The organism is Pandoraea sp. 64-18, from assembly GCF_001899225.1.
GTDB classification, from domain to species: Bacteria; Pseudomonadota; Gammaproteobacteria; order Burkholderiales; family Burkholderiaceae; genus Pandoraea; species Pandoraea cepalis.
In genome coordinates, this window is sequence record NZ_MKVU01000012.1 from 345,256 (window position 1) to 365,257 (window position 20,002).

At 65.2% G+C, this 20,002-nt stretch carries 17 protein-coding genes; all 17 read right to left on the reverse strand.

Features of this window, described 5'->3' with window-relative positions:
• Positions 1-728 precede the first annotated feature (728 nt).
• Entirely contained in the window at positions 729-1,925 is a 1,197-nt protein-coding gene (locus tag BGP02_RS10115) for a porin (protein ID WP_017233231.1), read from the reverse strand.
• A 278-nt stretch (positions 1,926-2,203) separates the two neighbouring features.
• Positions 2,204-4,225, reverse strand: coding sequence for an acetyl/propionyl/methylcrotonyl-CoA carboxylase subunit alpha (locus BGP02_RS10120; protein ID WP_286798430.1), 2,022 nt, complete (start codon positions 4,223-4,225; stop codon positions 2,204-2,206).
• 204 nt (positions 4,226-4,429) lie between these two features.
• Positions 4,430-5,488, reverse strand: a complete 1,059-nt coding sequence (bioB, locus tag BGP02_RS10125) for a biotin synthase BioB (protein WP_017233230.1) — start codon at positions 5,486-5,488, stop codon at positions 4,430-4,432.
• A gap of 59 nt (positions 5,489-5,547) precedes the next feature.
• A complete protein-coding gene (gene bioD, locus BGP02_RS10130) occupies positions 5,548-6,318 on the reverse strand; it encodes a dethiobiotin synthase (RefSeq protein WP_017233229.1) in 771 nt (256 codons plus the stop codon).
• On the reverse strand, positions 6,311-7,519 hold the full coding sequence (gene bioF / locus BGP02_RS10135) for an 8-amino-7-oxononanoate synthase (protein ID WP_286798431.1): 1,209 nt from the start codon (positions 7,517-7,519) through the stop codon (positions 6,311-6,313). The genes bioD and bioF overlap by 8 nt, the downstream gene beginning before the upstream one ends.
• The gene (gene bioA, locus BGP02_RS10140; RefSeq protein ID WP_286798432.1) at positions 7,516-8,892 is read right to left on the reverse strand and encodes an adenosylmethionine--8-amino-7-oxononanoate transaminase; all 1,377 of its coding nucleotides are present in this window, start codon (positions 8,890-8,892) and stop codon (positions 7,516-7,518) included. Before bioA ends, bioF begins: the two co-directional genes overlap by 4 nt.
• A gap of 313 nt (positions 8,893-9,205) precedes the next feature.
• Positions 9,206-9,997, reverse strand: coding sequence for an enoyl-CoA hydratase/isomerase family protein (locus tag BGP02_RS10145; protein WP_017231714.1), 792 nt, complete (start codon positions 9,995-9,997; stop codon positions 9,206-9,208).
• A gap of 34 nt (positions 9,998-10,031) precedes the next feature.
• Positions 10,032-11,639 (reverse strand): carboxyl transferase domain-containing protein, encoded by a 1,608-nt coding sequence (locus BGP02_RS10150; protein WP_017231715.1) that lies wholly within the window; start codon positions 11,637-11,639, stop codon positions 10,032-10,034.
• Positions 11,640-11,706: 67 nt separating this feature from the next.
• On the reverse strand, positions 11,707-12,129 hold the full coding sequence (locus tag BGP02_RS10155) for a YchJ family protein (RefSeq protein WP_261939336.1): 423 nt from the start codon (positions 12,127-12,129) through the stop codon (positions 11,707-11,709).
• A gap of 19 nt (positions 12,130-12,148) precedes the next feature.
• Positions 12,149-12,754 (reverse strand): 2-hydroxychromene-2-carboxylate isomerase, encoded by a 606-nt coding sequence (locus BGP02_RS10160; protein ID WP_017231717.1) that lies wholly within the window; start codon positions 12,752-12,754, stop codon positions 12,149-12,151.
• Positions 12,755-12,881: 127 nt separating this feature from the next.
• Positions 12,882-13,559: an SDR family oxidoreductase gene (locus BGP02_RS10165; protein ID WP_150562206.1), complete on the reverse strand. Its 678-nt coding sequence runs from the start codon at positions 13,557-13,559 to the stop codon at positions 12,882-12,884.
• A 40-nt stretch (positions 13,560-13,599) separates the two neighbouring features.
• On the reverse strand, positions 13,600-14,784 hold the full coding sequence (locus tag BGP02_RS10170; protein WP_286798433.1) for an acetyl-CoA C-acetyltransferase: 1,185 nt from the start codon (positions 14,782-14,784) through the stop codon (positions 13,600-13,602).
• A 144-nt stretch (positions 14,785-14,928) separates the two neighbouring features.
• Positions 14,929-15,609, reverse strand: coding sequence for a carbonate dehydratase (gene can / locus BGP02_RS10175; protein WP_017231720.1), 681 nt, complete (start codon positions 15,607-15,609; stop codon positions 14,929-14,931).
• A gap of 48 nt (positions 15,610-15,657) precedes the next feature.
• Positions 15,658-17,463 carry a bifunctional isocitrate dehydrogenase kinase/phosphatase gene (aceK, locus tag BGP02_RS10180; RefSeq protein ID WP_017231721.1) on the reverse strand — a complete coding sequence of 602 codons (1,806 nt, stop codon included), beginning with the start codon at positions 17,461-17,463 and terminating at the stop codon, positions 15,658-15,660.
• An 84-nt stretch (positions 17,464-17,547) separates the two neighbouring features.
• Positions 17,548-18,729, reverse strand: a complete 1,182-nt coding sequence (locus tag BGP02_RS10185; protein WP_286798434.1) for an isovaleryl-CoA dehydrogenase — start codon at positions 18,727-18,729, stop codon at positions 17,548-17,550.
• Between the two features lie 98 nt (positions 18,730-18,827).
• Positions 18,828-19,313: a PaaI family thioesterase gene (locus BGP02_RS10190; RefSeq protein WP_017231723.1), complete on the reverse strand. Its 486-nt coding sequence runs from the start codon at positions 19,311-19,313 to the stop codon at positions 18,828-18,830.
• Between the two features lie 243 nt (positions 19,314-19,556).
• Entirely contained in the window at positions 19,557-19,994 is a 438-nt protein-coding gene (locus tag BGP02_RS10195) for a MerR family transcriptional regulator (protein ID WP_150562211.1), read from the reverse strand.
• Positions 19,995-20,002 lie beyond the last annotated feature (8 nt).

Sequence of the window (20,002 nt, forward strand, 5' to 3'; positions counted from 1 at the left end):
ATCCGGCCAGGACATCGGTGCCGGAATACAGCATGAGTACTGCGGACTACGGACTACGATTTCAAGTACGACGACAACTCGGTGCGACTCGTTGAACGGCGACTGACCGCTTCGGTTCCGGCAGCGTCGGCCCCAGCGGTGGCTGGCCAACGTTAAATTACGCGGCGTCCTTCAAGCGAATGCGCGAGCAAGGGGTACGACGATGACTACGGCGATATCGCAGGACACGTGAGACGTGGGTCGCCGCTGCGGTGCGTGCCGCAGCGCGTTGCAGTTGCATGACACGTGCCACTGTCGCCGTGACGGCGAGCGTCGCGACCCCTAGCCAAATGACGAAAATCACAAACCCTCTCCCTAAGCGACGACAGCGCGGCGTAACAACAGACGTAAGCGATGACTGTGTCCAGTGACGACCGGCCCGAGTGGCAGCAGCGCGAGAGACATCGGCACGAGAGAGATCGGCCCGCGTTGACCGCAAGGCGAAATTCAGAAAGCGGGGACGCCAGTCGTCGCAAGTCGGTTGCTACCGCAACAAACTTCAACAGGAGCGAATTCTAAATAGATTCCCGGATAGGGTAAATACCAATCAAGCAAATTGTGTATTTTTTAAGACAGAGGAATCGGAATCGTCCAAACGATCGTTTGAATTCCAGGTGCTTAAATTCATTGGAAAAATCGGGCCGAACCCGCGGGCTTCCACGTGTTCGGCCCGATCAGGACGAAGGGGGTCAGAAGCTGTGCTTCAGGCCCATGCCGACCAGCAACTGCGTTCGTGCGCCGGCGTTGAAGCCGTACGAACCGACCGACGCGGTGGCTTCCACCGTTTGACCGCTATCCAGCGTCTTGCCGATGGCCTGTTGATAGCCACCGATGACGTAGGTCGACGTGCGCTTGGACAGCGCATAGGTGACGCCGGCATTGAACTGGTTGTAGTGAGCGCCGAGGTTGCGCGCACCGCGCATTCGCGTGTAGCTATAGCCGATGCCCGTGTTGATCGCCGGCGTCAGGGCATATGTGGCGAAGGCGTTCACGGTGTCGAATGTCGCCGTGCCGGTGAATTCCGACAGACCATCGCTCGCGTACTGGGCATTCGAATACGACAGCCCAAGGATCGCCGGGCCAACGGCGTACTTGCCGGCCACGCGCGCGATGCGTACCTTGCTCGCCGTACGGAAGCCACTGTTGATCGGCGAGTTGAACAGCGAGCCCGCGCTGCTGGTCCACTCGCGATAGCCGTAGGCCGCCCGCGTGTTGCCACCGTCCGCAAAGAAAAAACCGGCGCCGAGCGCGAGCGGACCGTTGTTGTAGGCACCGGCGACGCCGTACGACCGGCCGGCCCCGGTTTCCCCGGCCACGTTGCCCGATGCGTACATGCCTTCGAACTGCAAGCCGCCGAAGTTCGGTGTGGCGTAGCGGATCGAGTTGTTGATGCGTGCGCCATTGTCGTAGTTGTCGACGTCGCCCGGCGTGGCAAAGAACCCACCGAAGTAACCGTCTGCGGTCATGCCCTGCACGAGATTGACGACCGGGTCGTACTGACGGCCGATGGTCACTTCGCCCCATTCGGTGCTCGTCAGGCCGACGATGGATTTGCGTCCGAACGCCCGGCCGCCGTTACCCATCTCGCCGTTGACCGCATTGAAGCCGCTTTCGATCTGGAACATCGCCGACAGTCCGCGGCCCAGCGGCTCGGTGCCACGCAAGCCCCAGCGGCTGCCGGAGATGATGTTGCTCGTGATCATCGATCGCGATTGCGGGCCGTTGAGGCCGTCCGTGTGATTGGCGTGGACGAAGCCGGAATCGATCGTGCCGTAGAGGGTGACGTTGCTTTGCGCATTGGCGCTGGCAGACAAAGTCAGGAGGGTGAGTGTGGCGGCGAGCGCAATGGCGCGCGGGCCGATGAACGAGTGAGGACGTTGAGTCATGGTGTCGAGCGCTTAACCGCGCATGGTGGAAATCGACACCGAGAATATTTCCGAACAGCCATTCGGATTCCTTATGAAAATTCCGAATGCACTGAAATCCCCATGGCAGCGACCCCCTGTCGGGGGCGCTGCCGAAGTTTCTAGGAAGTGTCCTCAAATTTCATCGCGCGCTACCGCAGTAAGCGGTAGCGCGGAAAGCACCGTCCTGCGCGAGTCAATGTGGATCCGCACCGGCGTGCGCTGCGGCGTGATGCCGGAGCACCGCGCCAGGACGATCGTTATCGCTTGAACGCCAGCAACTGGGCGCCTTCCGGCACCTGGTCGCCGACGGCGAACAGCACCTCTTCGATTTCACCGTCCTCGGGTGCGCTGATGGTGTGCTCCATCTTCATCGCTTCCATCACGAGCAGCGGCGCGCCCTTCTCGACCTTCGTACCGGCTGGCGCGAGCACGGCAATGACCTTGCCCGGCATCGGCGCCGTCAGCCGCCCCTCGCCCCCTTCCTGCGCCCCGGCCTGTGCCAGCGGATCGTGCCAGCGCAGCGTCCAGGACTGACCGTCCGCGAAGACGTGCGCGGCGTCGTGTTCGAAGTCGACATGCCCTTGAACGCGGCGATCGCCGAGCGTCACGCGATACACCCCGGCGTCGTGGGCGTAGCGATACGGATACGTCTGCCCGTCCACGGTGAGCGTGCTCGCCTGTGGCCCGCTCGTGAGGAGAACCGACAGCCGCGTCTCGTCGTGATCGAAGGCGAGGGTGCGCTGGTAGTCGCCGTTCAGGCGCCACCCGGTGGCGAGCTGCCACGGCGAGTGGTGATCGATGCTGTCCTGATATTTGCGGCGGCCGATCACGGTTTCGCGGGCCAGCTGCGCCGCGACGGCCAGTGCCAGCGTGGTCGCCGGTACCGGGGCGGCGGCCGGGAACAGCGTGTCGCGATGGCGCTCGATCAGCCCGGTGTCGAGATCGGCCGCGGCGAACGGCTCGCTGGCGACCAGGCGTCCGAGGAACGCGATGTTTGTCTGCACGCCCACCACGCGATACTGGCCTAGCGCGCGTCGCATGCGGGCGAGCGCTTCGTCGCGGTCCCGACCCCACACGATCAGCTTGGCGATCATCGGGTCGTAGAAGGGCGAGATGGTGTCGCCTTCGCGCACCCCGGAGTCGATGCGCACCGCGGCCGGCACGTCGGCGCTGCCGATCTCGAACTGGACCGCTGCGGGCGGACGCAACGTGCAGAGCGTGCCCGTCGATGGCAGGAAGTTGTTATCCGGATTCTCGGCGTAGATACGGGCTTCGAGCGCATGCCCGTGAATGCGCAACGCGTCCTGCTTGCGCGGCAACGGTTCGCCCGCCGCCACGCGCAATTGCCATTCCACCAGATCGAGCCCGGTGATCATCTCCGTGACCGGATGCTCGACCTGCAGGCGCGTGTTCATCTCCATGAAGTAGAACGAGCCGTCCTGATTGGCGATGAACTCGACCGTGCCCGCGCCGACATAGCCCACGGCCCGCGCGGCATTACAGGCGGCTTCGCCCATGGCGCGACGACGCTCGTCGGTCATGCCCGGGGCGGGGGCTTCTTCCAGGACCTTCTGGTGACGGCGCTGCACCGAGCAGTCGCGCTCGAACAGATAGACGCAGTTGCCGTGCGTGTCGGCAAATACCTGAATCTCGATATGGCGCGGACGCGTCAGATACTTTTCGACCAACACGCGCTCGTCGCCGAAGCTGCTGGCGGCTTCGCGCTGGCAGGACGTGAGCGCGGCGCGAAACGCCGAACTGCGCTCAACCACGCGCATGCCCTTGCCGCCGCCGCCCGCGCTGGCCTTGAGCAGCACGGGGTAGCCGATTTCGTCGGCGCGCTCGTGCAGGAACGCGGCGTCTTGATTGTCGCCGTGGTAGCCCGGCACCAGCGGCACTGCGGCGCCTTCCATCAGGGTTTTCGCGGCGCTCTTGCTGCCCATCGCGTGAATGGCGCCGACCGGCGGGCCGATGAAGACGATGCCGGCCTCGTGACACGCGGCGGCGAAGGCTTCGTTCTCGGACAGGAAGCCGTAGCCCGGGTGGATGGCCTGGGCGCCGGTGGCCTTGGCGGCGTTGATGATGGCATCGATGCGCAGATAGCTCTCGCGCGCGGCGGCGCCACCCACGTGCACCGCTTCGTCGCACACGGCGACATGCTTGGCGTGCGCGTCGGCGTCGGAATAGACGGCCACCGTGCGGATGCCCAGCCGAGCGGCCGTGGCGGCCACGCGGCAGGCGATTTCGCCGCGGTTGGCGATGAGGATCTTGTCGAACATGCTGCCTCCGGAAAATGATCGATTGGGGCGGCGCCTGCGCATCGCACTTCGCTTGTGACGAAGGGCCACTGCACTCGCGCCATTCTCTTTGCTATCCAACTTCGCCGCGTCGGCGGATCGTCTTTTTGCGATCTCGTCGCCGTCGTGGCGGCTTAACCTGTCAACACATCCTTCAACGCCAGCCCTTCGCCGTGCCGATAACGCTCAGTGCGTGGCGCAGGCCGCCAGACCATCGCACTCGCCTGCGGGCTCGGCGGCGCCGAGCTTTTCCTCGGTCGACGTGTGCATGCCGAGACGCGCGAGCAACGCGCGGTCGTGTTCGGCCTGAGGGTTTTGGGTGACGAGCAGTTTTTCGCCGTAGAACATCGAATTCGCGCCGGCGAGGAAGCACAACGATTGCAGGGCGTCGTCCATCATCTCGCGCCCGGCCGACAGCCGCACCATCGCGCGCGGCATCGTGATACGCGCCACGGCGATCATGCGCACGAAGTCGAACGGATCGACGGCGTCGTTGTTCTCCAGCGGCGTGCCTTCGACCTTCATCAGGTTGTTGATGGGCACCGATTCGGGATACGGCGACAGGTTGGCGAGCTGTGCGATCAGGCCGGCGCGCTCGCGGCTTGTCTCGCCCAGGCCGACGATGCCGCCGCAGCACACCTTCAGTCCAGCGTCGCGCACGCGGGCCAGCGTGTCCAGGCGATCCTGATAGGTGCGTGTGGTGATGATCTGCCCATAGAACTCGGGCGACGTATCGAGGTTGTGGTTGTAGTAGTCGAGGCCGGCGTCGCGCAATTGCTGCGCTTGCCCGTCACGCAGCATGCCGAGCGTGACGCATGTCTCCAGGCCCAGCGCCTTGACGCTGCGCACCATCTCGCCCACCGCGTCGACCTGGTGCGGCTTCGGGCTGCGCCAGGCGGCGCCCATGCAGAAGCGGGTGGCCCCGGCATCTTTGGCGCGCTGCGCCGCGGCGACCACTTCCTCCACCGGCATGAGCTTCTCGGCTTCCACGCCGGTGTCGTAGCGCGCCGATTGCGGGCAATAGGCGCAGTCCTCCGGGCACCCGCCAGTCTTGATCGAGAGCAGCGTCGAGAGCTGCACGGCATTGGCGTCGAAGTGTTCGCGATGCACTTGCTGTGCGCGGAAGATCAGGTCGTTGAACGGCAGTGCAAAGAGCGCCTCGATGTCGGCGACGCTCCAGGGCGTGTCGTTGCGGCGCAGGGCTTCGTCGTGGCCGTGAGCGGCGGTGTGGGCGTGAACTTGCATGATGTGATTCCTTGAATTCGGTGAGTTCGTTGATGTCGCGCGATAGGGCAGTGGCGCGCTCAGGGCCGCGTCATGTCGACGAGCGGCCCGATGTCGAGATAGCCGGAGGCGGTCGCCGCATCGGGGTGCGCCAGATGCGGCACGCGCCCGAGCAGCGGCGCGGGCAAGCGCGCGGCAAGGGTGTCGATGTTTGCCGCCACGTGACGCATCTCCGGATCGACGTGATTGGCGACCCAGCCCGCGAGCGTGAGCCCGCGGGCGGTGATGGCTTCGGCGGTGAGCAGGGCGTGGTTGATGCAGCCGAGCCGCAAACCGACGACCAGGATCACCGGAAGGCCGAGCTGGCGCGCCAGCTCGGCCGTATCCGGTGCATTGGCATCGGCGCCGAGCGGCACACGAAAGCCGCCCACGCCCTCGACGATCACCAGATCGGCCCGCGCGGCGACCCGCGCGTAACCCGCACGAATCACGCTGCAATCGAGCGCGATGCCTTCAGCGGCGGCGGCGATATGGGGCGCCGTGGCGTCCTTGAGCACATACGGGCAGTACCAGTCGTCGGGCAGCTTCAGGTTGCTTGCCTGATGCAACTGCTCGACGTCGTCGTTGACGAAGCGCCCGTTATGCTCCGAGGCGCCCGCCGCGACCGACTTGAGCCCCGCGCACACCAGCCCGCGCCGAGAGGCGGCATGGAGCAGCGCAGACGACACGAGCGTCTTGCCGATTTCCGTGTCGGTGCCGGTAACGAAGAACGCATGGCGCGCCGACGTGGCCCGGGCGGCGGGCGTATCGATAGATATATCGAGGGGAGCGACGAGACGCGGATCAGCCATGGGCGTGCTCCGTCCAGTCTCGATCCAACTGGTTGATGGCGGTGGCGAGCCGGTCGACGTCGTCGGCCGTGTGCGTTGCGCAGAGCGTCAGGCGCAGTCGCGACGTGCCGGGTGCCACGGTCGGCGGGCGGATGGCGGGCACCCACAGTCCCGCTTCGGCCAGCCCAGCCTGCGCATGCAGTGCCGCGGCATTCTCGCCGAGGATGATCGGCTGCACGCCCGTGGGCGAGACCCTGTGCCGCCAATGCCGCAGCGTGAGCGAGTCGCGCAGTTGGGCGATGCGCGCTTGCAGCGCGGCGCGGCGCTCGCGGCCTTCGTCGCCGGCGATCAGCGCCAGGCTCGTGAGCAGTGCGTGGGCCTGCGACGGCGCGGCGGCCGTGGTGAAGATATACGGCCGCGCACGATTGACGAGCCATTCGATGACACGCTCGTTGGCGGCGACGAATGCGCCGCCGACACCGGCGGCCTTGCCGAGCGTGCCGATGATGACAAGGTTCGGCGAGCGAAGATCGAAATGCTCGAACACACCTCGACCCGTCTCGCCGACGACGCCGAAGCCATGCGCATCGTCTACCACCAGCCACGCGTTGTGTCGTTCGGCCAGTGCAAGCAGTTGTGGCAGCGGCGCGATATCGCCGTCCATCGAGAACACGCCGTCGGTGACGATCAGCTTCGTCTCGGCGGTGCTGGCGTCGAGCAGCGCGGCCAGGGCGTCGACGTCGCCGTGCGGGTAGACGTGCGTGCGCGCCCGGGACAGACGTGCGCCGTCGATCAGCGAGGCGTGATTGAGCGCTTCGGAGAAGATGTCGGCGTCCTTGTCGGCGAGCGCGGAGAGGGTCGCCAGGTTGGCCATGTAACCGGTACAGAAGTACAGCGCGCGGCCGTCGACGAGATGGGGCGACATGAAGTCGGCGAGCGCGTCTTCGAGTTCCGCGTGGGCCTGCGAATGACCGCTGATGAGGTGCGATGCGCCGCTGCCTGCGCCGTAGCGCCGCGCGCCCTCGACGAGCGCCTCGACAATCTTCGGATGCGCTGCCAGACCGAGATAGTCGTTGCTGGCGAATGCGAGCACGTCGCGGCCGTCGGCGCGCACATGGGGCTGGCAGGGCGTGGACACCACGCGGCGGCGGCGTCGCAGATGCGCGCGGTCGATGTCGGCCAGGCCGGCGTCGAGCCGGGCGAACAGGGGATGGGTTGTCATGCGGGCACCTCCGTGCCGTGCGTCGTCGTGGCGTCGAAGGCCGCAAGCGTTTGCGCCGCGAGCCAGTCGATGGTGTCGTCGTCGAGCACGTACGGCGGCATCAGGTAGACCGTGGCGCCGATGGGGCGCAGCAGCACGCCGCGCGCCCGGGCTTCGGCGTAAAAGCGTTTCGCGAAGGCGCTGGCGGCGCCGGGGGTGTCCGGCAACACCGCATCGAACGCCCAGATCATGCCGCGATGACGCAAGTGCCTGGCCCGCGGATCGTCGGCCAACGGCGCGAGTGCCTGGGTGAGGCGTTGTGCGCGAAGTATGTTGCTGGCGAGCACGTCGTCGTCGGCAAAGATGTCGAGCGTGGCGAGCGCGGCGCGGCACGCCAGCGGATTGCCGGTGTACGAGTGCGAGTGCAGGAAGCCGCGTGCGGTCTCGTCGTCGTAGAAGGCGTTGTAGATCGCGTCGCGCGAGAGCACCAGCGACAGGGGCAGATAGCCGCCGCTGATGCCCTTGGACAGGGTGAGCAGATCGGGCCAGATGCCGGCCTGCTCGCTCGCGAAGAAGGTGCCGGTGCGTCCGCACCCAACGGCGATTTCGTCGGCGATCAGATGCGCGCCGTGCTGGTCGCACAGCGCGCGCACGCGGCGCAGATACTCGGGATCGTGCATTGCCATCCCGGCCGCACATTGCACCAGCGGTTCGACGATGACGGCGGCGATGCGTCCCTCGCGCTGCGTAAGCAACGTCTCGAGGTCTGCCGCGGCGCGACGCGCGACGTCGGCCGGCGTCTCCCCGTCGCGGGCGTCACGCGCGTCGGGCGAGGCCACCACGTGGGCGTGGCGCAGCAGCGGGTCGTAGGCATCGCGAAAGAGCGCAACGTCGGTCACGGCGAGCGCACCGAGCGTCTCACCGTGATAGCCGTGGCGCACGCAGACGAATTCGCGCTTGTCGCTGTGGCCCTGATTGCGCCACGCGTGAAAGCTCATCTTCAGGGCGATCTCGACGGCCGACGCGCCATCAGACGCGAAGAACGCATGGCCGAGCACGCCGCCGGTCAGCGCCGACAGACGCTCGGCCAGGGCAACGACCGGTTCGTGGGTGAAGCCTGCGAGCATCGCGTGTTCGAGGCGGCCAAGCTGATCGACGAGTGCCGCGTTGATGCGCGGATTCGCGTGGCCGAACAGATTGACCCACCATGAGCTGATGGCGTCGAGGTAACGCTCGCCGTCGGTATCGACGAGCCAGGGACCTTCGCCGTGGGACAACGCGACGAGCGGTAGCTGTGCCTGTTGCTTCATCTGCGTGCAGGGGTGCCAGACCTGTCGCAGACTGCGCGCGGCGAGATCGCCGGGAACGGCGGGGGGGCGCGAAGAGGCGTCCATCGGTGACTCCTTGGTTGGCCGCGACGGACGACGCTCACAAGCTAATGTGTGCCGTCCGTTCGGCTGGCCGGTGACGGGCATTGCGCAGGGCGCTGCCGCACGGGGCCGGAGGTGGGGGGATGGACGCATGGTAGGCAAAGCGTTTTAGTAGGGCAATAGGCGGAATTGGTGCGAAAAATCGCTGTTTTGTGTGCCGTAGCGTGACGTTATCGATAAATTCGCAAAACCCGCCGATAACGTTGCGGCATCTCCGCCGTCACCCCTCCCCCAAAAAATTTGTAACCGATGATGTGGCCTGACGCACGTGCGTCGCTCAGGACGCTTCGCGCCATGCTGGCGCGCGCTTCTCGAGGAACGAGCGCACCCCTTCGCGGCCTTCGTCGGACGCGCGGATCTTCGCGATGCGGTCCGCCGTGTCGGCGATGGCGCCGTCGTCGATCTCTCGACTCGCGAAGTCCTGCACGAGCCGTTTGCACTCTTTTACTGCGTTCGGGCTGTTGTCGACGAGCGCCTTGGCCAGTGCCTGCACGGTGCTGTCGAGCGCCTCGGCGCTCACGACTTCGTGCACGAGACCGTGACGGTGGGCGGTCGCGGCGGTGAAGCGCTCCGCCGTGAGGAAATAGCGGCGCGAAGCCGACTCGCCGAGGGCGCGAATGACGTAGGGGCCGATCGTTGCCGGCATCAGGCCCAGCTTTGCCTCCGACAGGCAGAAGTGCGCGGTGTCGACCGCCACGACCATGTCGGCCACGGCGGCAAGACCCACGCCGCCCGCGTACGCGTCGCCCTGCACGCGGGCGATCACCGGCTTCGGGCAGCGATAGATCGTGCTCAGCATGACGGCCAGAGTCATCGCGTCGGCGCGGTTCTCGGCGTCCGAGTAGCCGGCCATCTTCTGCATCCAGTTCAGATCGGCACCCGCGCAGAAGGCGACGCCTTCTGCGGCGAGCACGATGGCGCGCACGTCGTCGTTCGTGGCGAGCGCGCGAAACGCGCCCGTCAGTTCCTCGATGACCGTTTCGTTGAACGCGTTGCGCACGTCCGGACGATTGAGCGTGACGGTGGCGACGTGGGCGTCGACGCTGACTTTTAACGTGACGAGATTCATGACGTGGAATTCCTCGATGGGCCGTTGCGGGCGATTACATGCGGAACAGGCCGAAGCGCGTTTCGGGAATGGGCGCGTTGAGCGTGGCCGACAGCCCCAGTCCGAGCACGGTGCGGGTATCCGCCGGATCGATCACGCCGTCGTCCCACAGGCGGGCGCTGGCGTAGTACGGATGGCCCTGGCGCTCGTATTGATCGCGAATCGGCTGCTTGAAGGCATCCTCTTCCTCGGCGCTCCACTGGCCGCCACGGCCCTCGATGCCGTCGCGCTTGACCGTGGCGAGCACCGACGCGGCCTGCTCGCCGCCCATCACCGAGATACGGGCGTTCGGCCACATCCACAGGAAGCGCGGCGAGTAGGCCCGGCCACACATGCCGTAGTTGCCGGCGCCGAACGAGCCGCCGATGATGACCGTGAACTTCGGCACGTTCGCGGTGGCGACCGCCGTCACCATCTTCGCGCCGTGCTTGGCGATGCCCTCGTTCTCATACTTGCGCCCGACCATGAAGCCGGTGATGTTCTGCAGGAAGATCAGCGGGATCTTGCGCTGGCAGCACAGCTCGATGAAGTGCGCGCCTTTCTGGGCCGACTCGGAGAACAGGATGCCGTTGTTCGCCACGATGCCGACCGGATAGCCCCACAGATGCGCGAAGCCGCACACGAGCGTGGTGCCGTAGCGCGCCTTGAATTCGTCGAACTCGGAGCCGTCGACCAGGCGCGCAATCACTTCGCGTACGTCGAACGGCTTCTTCGTGTCGGACGGAATCACACCGTACAGGTCTCGGGCGTCGTACTTCGGCTCGACCGGTGGCTTGACCGCAACCGTGGCCGGTTTGCGACGGTTGAGATTCGCGGCGATGCTGCGCGCGATGGACAGCGCGTGCGCGTCGTTCTGCGCGAAGTGATCGACCACGCCCGACAGGCGCGTGTGGACGTCGGCGCCGCCGAGGTCTTCGGCGCTCACTTCCTCACCGGTGGCCGCTTTCACGAGCGGCGGGCCGCCGAGGAAAATCGTGCCCTGTTCCTTGACGATGATCGACTCGTCGCTCATCGCAGGCACGTAGGCGCCGCCGGCGGTACACGACCCCATCACCACGGCGATCTGCGGAATCCCCTGCGCGGACATCTGCGCCTGGTTGTAGAAGATGCGCCCGAAGTGATCGCGGTCGGGGAAGACATCGTCCTGGTTCGGCAGGTTGGCGCCGCCCGAGTCGACCAGGTAGATACACGGCAGATGGTTCTGCTCGGCGATCTCCTGCGCGCGCAGGTGCTTCTTGACCGTCATCGGGTAATAGGTGCCGCCCTTGACCGTGGCATCGTTGCAGACGATCACGCACTCCTGGCCTGATACACGGCCGATGCCGGTGATGATGCCGGCGCCCGGGGCGTCGTCGTGATACATGCCGATGGCCGCGAGCTGCGAGAGTTCGAGAAACGGCGAGCCCGGATCGAGCAACTGTTGTACGCGCTCACGCGGCAGCAGCTTGCCGCGCGCGATGTGCTTCTTGCGCGCGGCCTCACCGCCGCCACCGGCCAGTTGTGCAATGCGGGCACGCAGGTCGTCGACCAGGGTCTGCATCGTGGCCGCGTTGCGTGCAAAGTCTTCGCCGCGCGGGTTGAGCTTGCTTTCAAGAATCGGCATGTGACGAAATCCGGTGGAGAGTGAGGGAGTCGTTGGAGGCGTTTCGTGGACGTGCACCGCGGCGGGGTCAGTCGAACAGGTCGCCGTCGATGTAGCGCCAGCGGCCGTCGTCCGAGCGCTCGAAGCGGCTGCGTTCGTGCAGCCGGTGCGCCCGTCCGCCGACCTTGTAGCGGGCGACGAATTCGACTTCGGCATGCGACGCATCGCTTTGGCGATGGGCCTTGATCTGCAGGCCAAGCCATTGCGGTGCGTCGTCGAAGTCAAGCGTGGCGGGACGCGTGCGCGCCGCCCAGGTGTCGAGCAGGTACGCGGCGTTGTGACGCACGAACGCCGTGTATCGCGAGCGCATCAGCGCTTCGGCGCTCGGCGCCATGTCGCCGTGTTCCAGGTAGCGCGCGCAGCAGTCGTCGAACGTGGGCCCGCCGCAAGGGCAGGTGTCGCGCTCGAGGTCTGGCGTCGTTGCGCTGCGCGACGTTTGGGGTCTTGCCATCGTGAGTCTTGCCTTGTTGTCAGATCTTGCCTTGCTTCAGACAGGCCTCGACCTGTGGGAAGTGGTCGAAGCCCCAGAACGGTTCGCCGTCCACGATCACGAAGGGCGAGCCGAACACCCCGCGCGCCATCGCCAGATCGATTTCGGCCTTGAGATGGTCCTTGGCGGCGGGCGAGTGCATGCCGGCGTCGAGCTTCGTGCCGTCGATGCCCAGGGCCTCGCCGAGACGCACGAGTTCCGCCGGGTCGCCGATGTTCACGTCGTCGACGTAAAGCGCGTGGAAGATCGACTTCGCGAACTCGGCGGACAGGTCGCCGCCGTGATGATCCTGCACCCAGAGCACGGCGCGCTCGGCGGCTTGCGTCGGAATCGGGAAGTGCGTCGGCCGCTTGTACGCGATGCCATGAAACCGCGCGGTGCGCTCCACGTCATGCCGCAGATACGCGGTCTTGATCGGATGCTGCGTCGGTGCGCCCGTGCCGTTCACCTTGTAGACGATGTCGAGCAGGATCGGATGCCACGCCACGCCACGCCCGTGTCTCGTCGCGATGTCGTCGATGCAGGTGCTCGCAAAATACCCATACGGGGATGCGAAATCGAAATAAAAGTCGATGGCGGACGTCATGTGGGCTCCGTTTCCGAGTGACGTGTCTGGCCCGCGAATCAAAAGATGCGGCGGTGTGGCTACAGCTTGTTATTCCGTTTCGCGCCGGACGATGTCTGCCCGGTCGCGAATTTATTTTTTCCTGCGATTACCACGCAAGTGCGTTGCCGTCGTAATTGAAGAAACCTCCGTTGTGCGTGGCGCGCTCGCCCGGTGCTCGGGCGAGCACACGCCGCATGCCGGCCACGCTCGTCTGCACGTCGATGTCCGCGTTCTCGCCGCCCATGTCCGTGCGCACCCAGCCCGGATGCATTGCGACGCAGGTGGCGCGCCGCGCTTCGAGCGACGTGGCCTTGACGACCGAATTCACGGCCGCCTTGCTTGCCCGATAAAGCCAGCTGCCATTCGTCTCCATCAGGGCGATGCTGCCCATGCGACTCGAAAGAAAGCCAAACGCGCCGCCGGCGGCCTCGACGAACGGCAACACGAGCGGCGCGGCCTGCATGGCGCCGAGGACATTCGTGTGGAACACGCGGTTGAACTCGGCCATGGTGATCGGCGCGAGGCCCGTGGTGCGCTCCGAATTCACGCCTGCGTTGTAGATCGCGACGTCCAGGGCCACGCCATCGAGTTGCCACGACAGGCCGGAGAGCGACTCCACACGCGTGACGTCGAGCTGCAACGGCTCGGCGTCCAACTCGCGCAAGGCCGCCAGACCGTCCTCATGGCGTGCTGTAGCGAAGACACGCCAGCCGTCGTCGCGATACTGTCTGACGAATTCCATGCCGATGCCGCGCGAGGCACCGATGATGAGCGCTGTTTTCATGACCTGTGATTCCTGTGGGCCAGTGCGTGAGCCTGCGGGGTCAAACGAGTTCGATGGCCATCGCTGTCGCTTCGCCGCCGCCGATACACAGGCTGGCTACGCCGCGCTTGCCGCCGGTCTGGCGCAACGCACCGATGAGCGTGACCAGGATGCGGGCGCCGGAGGCGCCGATCGGGTGGCCGAGCGCACAGGCGCCGCCATGAATATTGACCTTCTCGTGCGGCAGGTTGAACTCGTGCATCGCGGCCATCGTGACGACCGCGAAGGCTTCGTTGATTTCATACAGATCGACGTCGTTCGTCGACCAGCCGGTCTTCTCGAAGAGCTTGCGCATCGCGCCGACCGGCGCCGTGGTGAAGAGGCCCGGCTGTTGGGCGAAGGTGGTGTGTCCGGCGATGCGCGCGAGCGGTGCGAGGCCGAGACGTTTGGCCGTCGATTCGCGCATCAGTACCAAGGCGGCGGCACCATCCGAGATCGACGACGAATTTGCCGCTGTCACCGTGCCGTCCTTGCGGAAGGCTGCCTTGAGCGTCGGGATCTTTTCGGGGTTGGCCTTGAACGGCTGCTCGTCCTGATCGACCACCGTGTCGCCCTTGCGACCCGGTACCGTCACCGCCGCGATTTCCCACGAGAACGCGCCGTCCTTCGTGGCCTTTTGCGCGCGTTCGAGCGAGGCGATGGCGAAGGCGTCCTGGGCCTCGCGGGTGAAGACGTAACGGTCGGCGCATTCCTCGGCGAAGGTGCCCATCAGGCGGCCCTTGTCGTAGGCGTCTTCCAGACCGTCGTAAAACATGTGGTCGATGACCTGGCCGTGTCCCATGCGCATGCCGGTGCGTGCCTTCGGCAGCAGATACGGGGCATTGCTCATGCTTTCCATGCCACCGGCGACGATCACGTCGGCGCTGCCGGCCACGAGCATGTCGTGCGCGAACATGGCGGCGCGCATGCCCGACCCGCACATCTTGTTGACGGTGGTCGCCCCGGCGGCGAGCGGCAGACCGGCGCCGAGCGTGGCCTGACGCGCAGGCGCCTGACCCTGGCCGGCGGGCAGCACGCAGCCCATGACCACTTCGTCGACCTGCTCGGGTTGGATTCCGGCGCGTGCGACGGCGGCGCGAATGGCGGCGGCACCCAGTTGCGGTGCGGTCACATCGCCGAATACCCCTTGCAGGCCGCCCATCGGCGTGCGCGCGGCGGAAACGATAACGATCGGGTCGTGTTGCATGGCAGTCTCCTGTAATTGCTTGCGGGGGCCGACGATCGTCCTTGCGAACCGGGTCGTCAGCCCCTGAATATCCAATGCTTCAGTCCTTGCATCGTCCGCGCGCCCGGCGAGGGGTGTCCGGCGTGGCCGGGCAACGTGGCTCGCTCAGGCGCGCGGATTGCGTAATTCGGCCATCGCGGCCACGCAGCGGTCGTAGATGCGCGGCAGGGCTTCGAGGCTGTTGACCGACATGCGCAGGTCGCGCACCAGCCCGTCGCGCAGGCCGTACACCCAGCCGTGCACCGTTACGGGCTGATTGCGGGCCCAGGCGTCGCGCAATACCGTCGTATGACAGATATTGACCACCTGCTCGATGGCGTTCAGTTCGCACAGTCGGTCGTGACGCGCGTCGCGCGACGGCAGCGCGTCGATTTGCTCGACGTGGCGCTCGTACACATCGCGCACGTGGCGCAGCCAGTTGTCGACGAGGCCCATCTTCGCGCCGTCGAGCGCCGCGCCTACTCCGCCGCAACCGTAATGGCCGACCACCATGATGTGGCGAACCTTCAGCACTTCGACGGCGAACTGCAATACCGACAGACAGTTCAGATCGCTGTGCACCACGACGTTCGCGATATTGCGGTGGACGAACACTTCGCCCGGCGCGAGGCCCGTGATCTGGTTAGCCGGCACGCGCGAGTCCGAGCAGCCGATCCAGAGGTACTCCGGCGTTTGCAGCTTTGACAACCGCTCGAAAAATGCGGGATCTTCCGCGTTCACGCTGGCGACCCAGGCGCGGTTGTTATCGAGCAGATGGAGGAGAGGTTGGTCTTTGTCTTCGGTCATGATCGTGTCATCCGGTGAACGTGTCGTGTGCTGGGAGACATCGCATGCTCAAGCGGCCGCCGCGCGGGGCGGGGCGCTGGTGGCACCGTGGCCGGTGCCGTAGCGATTGACGAAACGCAGCGAGACATCGTACGGATAGAAGTCGTGCATCTGTCCGGCTCGCACCCGGTCCTGGTAGTCCTGCCACAGGCCGGGGTCGAAAAAATCCGGATGATGCTGGCTCAGGGAGTGCCGCACGCGCGCGTCTCCTGTCAGAAACGTCTCGAACGTCTGCGGAAACACGTCGTGCGGGCCTACACGGTACCAGACTTCCCCCGACATCGCCTCTTCTTCGTTACGGGGTTCCGGCACTCGACGGATGTGGCAATCCGTCAGATATTCCAGTTCATCGTAGTCGTAAAAGACCACCCGGCCGTGGCGCGTGACACCGAAATTCTTGTACAGCAGATCGCCGGGGAAGATGTTCGCCGCCATCAGCTCCTTCACCGCGTTGCCGTACTCGCGCATGGCGTGGTCGACCTCGGCGTCCGATGCCGTTTGCAGCCACAGATTGAGCGGCGTCATGCGGCGCTCGATGTAGCAGTGGCGGATCACGAGGGCGTCACCGTCGACTTCGAGCTGCGAGGGCACCTCGCGCTGGAGTTCGGCGAGCAGGGCGTCGTCGAAACGCGCGCGCGGGAAGGCCACGCTCGAGAACTCCAGCGTATCGGCCATCCGGCCCACGCGATCATGCTGCTTGACCATCAGGTACTTCGCTTTCACCTGCTCGCGCGTGGTCTCCTTGGGTGGCGCGAAGCGCTCGCGAATCACTTTGAATACGTACGGATACGAGGGCAGCGTGAAAACCAGCATGACCAGCCCGCGAATGCCCGGCGCGCTCACGAACAGGTCGCTCGAATGCTTCAGGTGATGCAGGAAATCGCGATAGAACAGGTTCTTGCCGTGTTTCTGCAGACCGACCGACGTATAGATCTCCGCTTTCGGCTTGCCCGGCATGATCGTGCGCAGGAACTGCACGTAGGCCGACGGCACTTCCATATCGACCATGAAATAGGCATGTGTGAAGCCGAACACCACGCGGAGTTCCTCGCGGCGCAGCAGAGCGGCGTCGAGCGTCAGCATGCCGTTCGCGTCGTGCATGATCGTCAGGGCGAAGGGCGTGGTCACATCGCCGTTCACGATACGTCCCACGATATAGGCGGCCTTGTTCCGGAAGAACAGCGACGCGAGCACATGAATCTGGAAATTCGGCGCGGGCACGAAGTCGCCGAGCGTCTCATCGAGGGCGCGCATCACATAACCGACGTCGCGCGTCAGATCGGCAAACGGGCGTTTGAGCTGGAAATTCGTGACGATGCGCGCGATCGTGGGGGCCATGCCGTCTTGCGCCGGGTAATAGACGCGATACGTCGGCTTCGCGGCGGGCGCGTCGTTCTCGATGTACTCCGTCGCCACGGCGGGGCGCACGAAGATGAAGCGGTTGTTGAAATACGAACGGTGCAGGATCTTGCAGCACACCGAGTTGAAAAACGTCTCGGCCAGCTCCGGCTGACGGTGCTCGGTGAGCAAGCCGATGTAATGCAGCTTCACTTGCTGCCAGACATCGTCGTCGAGCGACTGGGCGTCGAACTCGTCTTCGAGCGTCACGACGCATTCGCGCACGCGTTCGTCGTAATAGGCGATGCGGTCGCGCTGGAGCTTCTGGATACCCATGAAATCGCCCGCCTCGAAACACGCCTGCGCCGCGATGCATACATCGCGGAAAATGCGGTAATGCTTGTCGAAGCCGTCCAGCATCGTGCGGGCGACATCGTAAGCAAACTGCGACGACAGGAGTTTCGGGAAGTGATTCATACCGGTCGGGACAGGCGCAGGGGCGATCTCAAGGGATTGTAGCGCCGCTGCCTGCGCCTGAATGTCAGTCGATGTGTCTTGGGCTTACATCGTTTCCGCGAACAACTCGCGGCCGATCAGCATGCGGCGGATCTCCGACGTGCCCGCGCCGATTTCGTAAAGCTTCGCGTCGCGCCACAGGCGGCCGACCGGGTACTCGTTGATATAGCCGTTGCCGCCCAGAATCTGGATTGCCTCGCCGGCCATCCACGTCGCCTTTTCGGCCGTGTACAGAATCACCCCCGCGCAGTCCTTGCGCACCTGACGCACGTGATCGCGACCGAGCGAATCGAGCTGGCGGCCCACCGCGTAGAGATACGCGCGGCTTGCCTGCAGAATCGTGTACATGTCCGCGACCTTGCCCTGGATGAGCTGGAACTCTCCGATCGACTGGCCGAACTGCTTGCGGTCGTGGATATAGGGCACGACCACGTCCATGGCCGCCTGCATGATGCCCAGCGGGCCGCCGGCGAGCACCGCGCGCTCATAGTCCAGACCGCTCATGAGCACCTTCGTGCCGCCGCCGACCTGGCCCAGCACGTTCTCCTCCGGCACCTCCACGTTCTCGAACACCAGCTCACCCGTGTGCGAGCCGCGCATGCCGAGCTTGTCCAGCTTCTGCGCGACCGAGAATCCCTTCATGCCCTTCTCGACAAGGAAGGCCGTCATGCCGCGGGCGCCCGCTTCCGGATCGGTCTTGCCGTAGACGACCAGCGTGTCGCAGTCCGGGCCGTTCGTGATCCACATCTTCGTGCCGTTGAGCACGAAGTGGTCGCCGCGCTTCTCGGCACGCAGCTTCATGCTGACCACGTCCGAGCCGGCGTTCGGCTCGCTCATCGCGAGGGCGCCGATATGCTCCCCCGACACCAGCTTGGGCAAGTACTTCGCCTTTTGCGCGGCGGTGCCATTGCGGTGGATCTGGTTGACGCAGAGGTTCGAGTGCGCGCCGTACGACAGGCCGATCGACGCCGAGGCGCGCGAGATTTCCTCCATCGCGATCATGTGGGCCAGATAGCCCATGTTCGCGCCGCCGTACTCTTCCGAAACCGTCATGCCGAGCACGCCGAGGTCGCCCATCTTGCGCCAGAGGTCCATCGGGAACTGGTCGGTGCGGTCCACTTCGCCTGCGCGCGGGGCGATTTCCTTGGACGCGAAGTTCGCGACCGATTCGCGCAGCATATCGAGGTCTTCGCCGAGCATGAAATTGAGTCCGGGCAACAGGGTCATGACACAGTCTCCAGAGGGTGGCGCGTGGCCGTTAGCCCGCGCATGGGTTCGATGGTGCGGCTGATGAGGTTGATTCGGTGATCCGGTGGCGGGGGCGCTCAGCGAGTCTTGGGAGACGACGTTGCCGAGGGACTTGCCGCCAGCACGAACAGCGTTTGCTGCATCAGTGCGCAAAGCGTCCATTTGTCGTCGTCGACAACGAACAGTTCGGCGGTGGCGACGATCAGCGTGCGACCGGCTTTCACGACCTGGCCGCGTCCGATCAGTGTATCGCCCTTGCCGGGCGCGAGAATGTTCAGTTTGTATTCGGCGGTGACCAGTTCCTGGTCCGGGGAGATGCGGGTGTAGCCTGCGTAGCCGCCGGCGGAGTCCGCGATGGCGCCGATCACTCCCCCGTGGAAAAAGCCGTGCTGCTGGTTGACCTTGTCCGAGAACGGCAGCGAGATTTCGCAGTGTCCGTCGGCAAGATGCGAGAGCAACGCGCCCCAATGCGTCATGACGCCCTGTTGGTCGAAGCTGGCGCGGATTTTTGCGGCGACGGCGTCGTCGAGCGGTGCAGCGTGAGAGACAGGGAGGTTGGCCATGATGGGAGCGAAAGTACGGACAAAACCGAGTGCCCAGATATTACTTTACGTTTACGTAAACGTAAAGTAAGGGCTTTCCAGCATCGAAAGCGCGAAGGTCGGCCGGGCGGGAGGCGACCCCGGACAGGATGCAGGGCGAGGCGGGTTGAGGCGGGTTGGGGCCGGGTTTGGGCGGGTTGGGGCAGTAAGTGGTTGAAACCGAGGCCGACGCCAAGGCCGAAACAGAAGTCGAAACCTGACGAATCAGTGCGACACGGCCGTCGTCTTCGACCGTTGAGCGACGTCGGCGGGTGCGGCTTCGCCGGCAGCCTCGAGCAACGCGAGACATTGGGCTTCGTGTTGCGCGACCTCGTCGAGCGTGGCGTGAAGGTCTTCGAGTTGCTGCTCGAGCACCTGCCGATGCTGGGACAGCGTTTCGAGGAACACGCGAAGCTGGGACACCGTATCCTTGGGCGACTCGTAGAGATCGAGAATCGACTTGATCTCCGAGAGCGTGAGTCCTAGACGTTTGCCGCGCAGCGTCAGCTTCAGACGCGTGCGATCCTGCCCGGTGTAGACGCGGTGGCGCCCGCCGGGACCTTCGCGGGCCGGTGTGAGCAGCCCCTGATCCTCGTAGAAACGGATCGCGCGGGGCGTAATGTCGAACTCGCGGGCAAGCTCGGTAATCGTGTATGTGAGCATCGGGTTAA

Excerpts from the sequence above, each read along its gene's own strand:
- BGP02_RS10115 (WP_017233231.1), bottom strand. The coding sequence starts at position 1,925 with ATGACTCAACGTCCTCACTCGTTCATCGGCCCGCGCGCCATTGCGCTC.
- BGP02_RS10120 (WP_286798430.1), bottom strand. The coding sequence starts at position 4,225 with ATGTTCGACAAGATCCTCATCGCCAACCGCGGCGAAATCGCCTGCCGC.
- bioB (WP_017233230.1), bottom strand. The coding sequence starts at position 5,488 with ATGCAAGTTCACGCCCACACCGCCGCTCACGGCCACGACGAAGCCCTG.
- bioD (WP_017233229.1), bottom strand. The coding sequence starts at position 6,318 with ATGGCTGATCCGCGTCTCGTCGCTCCCCTCGATATATCTATCGATACG.
- bioF (WP_286798431.1), bottom strand. The coding sequence starts at position 7,519 with ATGACAACCCATCCCCTGTTCGCCCGGCTCGACGCCGGCCTGGCCGAC.
- bioA (WP_286798432.1), bottom strand. The coding sequence starts at position 8,892 with ATGGACGCCTCTTCGCGCCCCCCCGCCGTTCCCGGCGATCTCGCCGCG.
- BGP02_RS10145 (WP_017231714.1), bottom strand. The coding sequence starts at position 9,997 with ATGAATCTCGTCACGTTAAAAGTCAGCGTCGACGCCCACGTCGCCACC.
- BGP02_RS10150 (WP_017231715.1), bottom strand. The coding sequence starts at position 11,639 with ATGCCGATTCTTGAAAGCAAGCTCAACCCGCGCGGCGAAGACTTTGCA.
- BGP02_RS10155 (WP_261939336.1), bottom strand. The coding sequence starts at position 12,129 with ATGGCAAGACCCCAAACGTCGCGCAGCGCAACGACGCCAGACCTCGAG.
- BGP02_RS10160 (WP_017231717.1), bottom strand. The coding sequence starts at position 12,754 with ATGACGTCCGCCATCGACTTTTATTTCGATTTCGCATCCCCGTATGGG.
- BGP02_RS10165 (WP_150562206.1), bottom strand. The coding sequence starts at position 13,559 with ATGAAAACAGCGCTCATCATCGGTGCCTCGCGCGGCATCGGCATGGAA.
- BGP02_RS10170 (WP_286798433.1), bottom strand. The coding sequence starts at position 14,784 with ATGCAACACGACCCGATCGTTATCGTTTCCGCCGCGCGCACGCCGATG.
- can (WP_017231720.1), bottom strand. The coding sequence starts at position 15,609 with ATGACCGAAGACAAAGACCAACCTCTCCTCCATCTGCTCGATAACAAC.
- aceK (WP_017231721.1), bottom strand. The coding sequence starts at position 17,463 with ATGAATCACTTCCCGAAACTCCTGTCGTCGCAGTTTGCTTACGATGTC.
- BGP02_RS10185 (WP_286798434.1), bottom strand. The coding sequence starts at position 18,729 with ATGACCCTGTTGCCCGGACTCAATTTCATGCTCGGCGAAGACCTCGAT.
- BGP02_RS10190 (WP_017231723.1), bottom strand. The coding sequence starts at position 19,313 with ATGGCCAACCTCCCTGTCTCTCACGCTGCACCGCTCGACGACGCCGTC.
- BGP02_RS10195 (WP_150562211.1), bottom strand. The coding sequence starts at position 19,994 with ATGCTCACATACACGATTACCGAGCTTGCCCGCGAGTTCGACATTACG.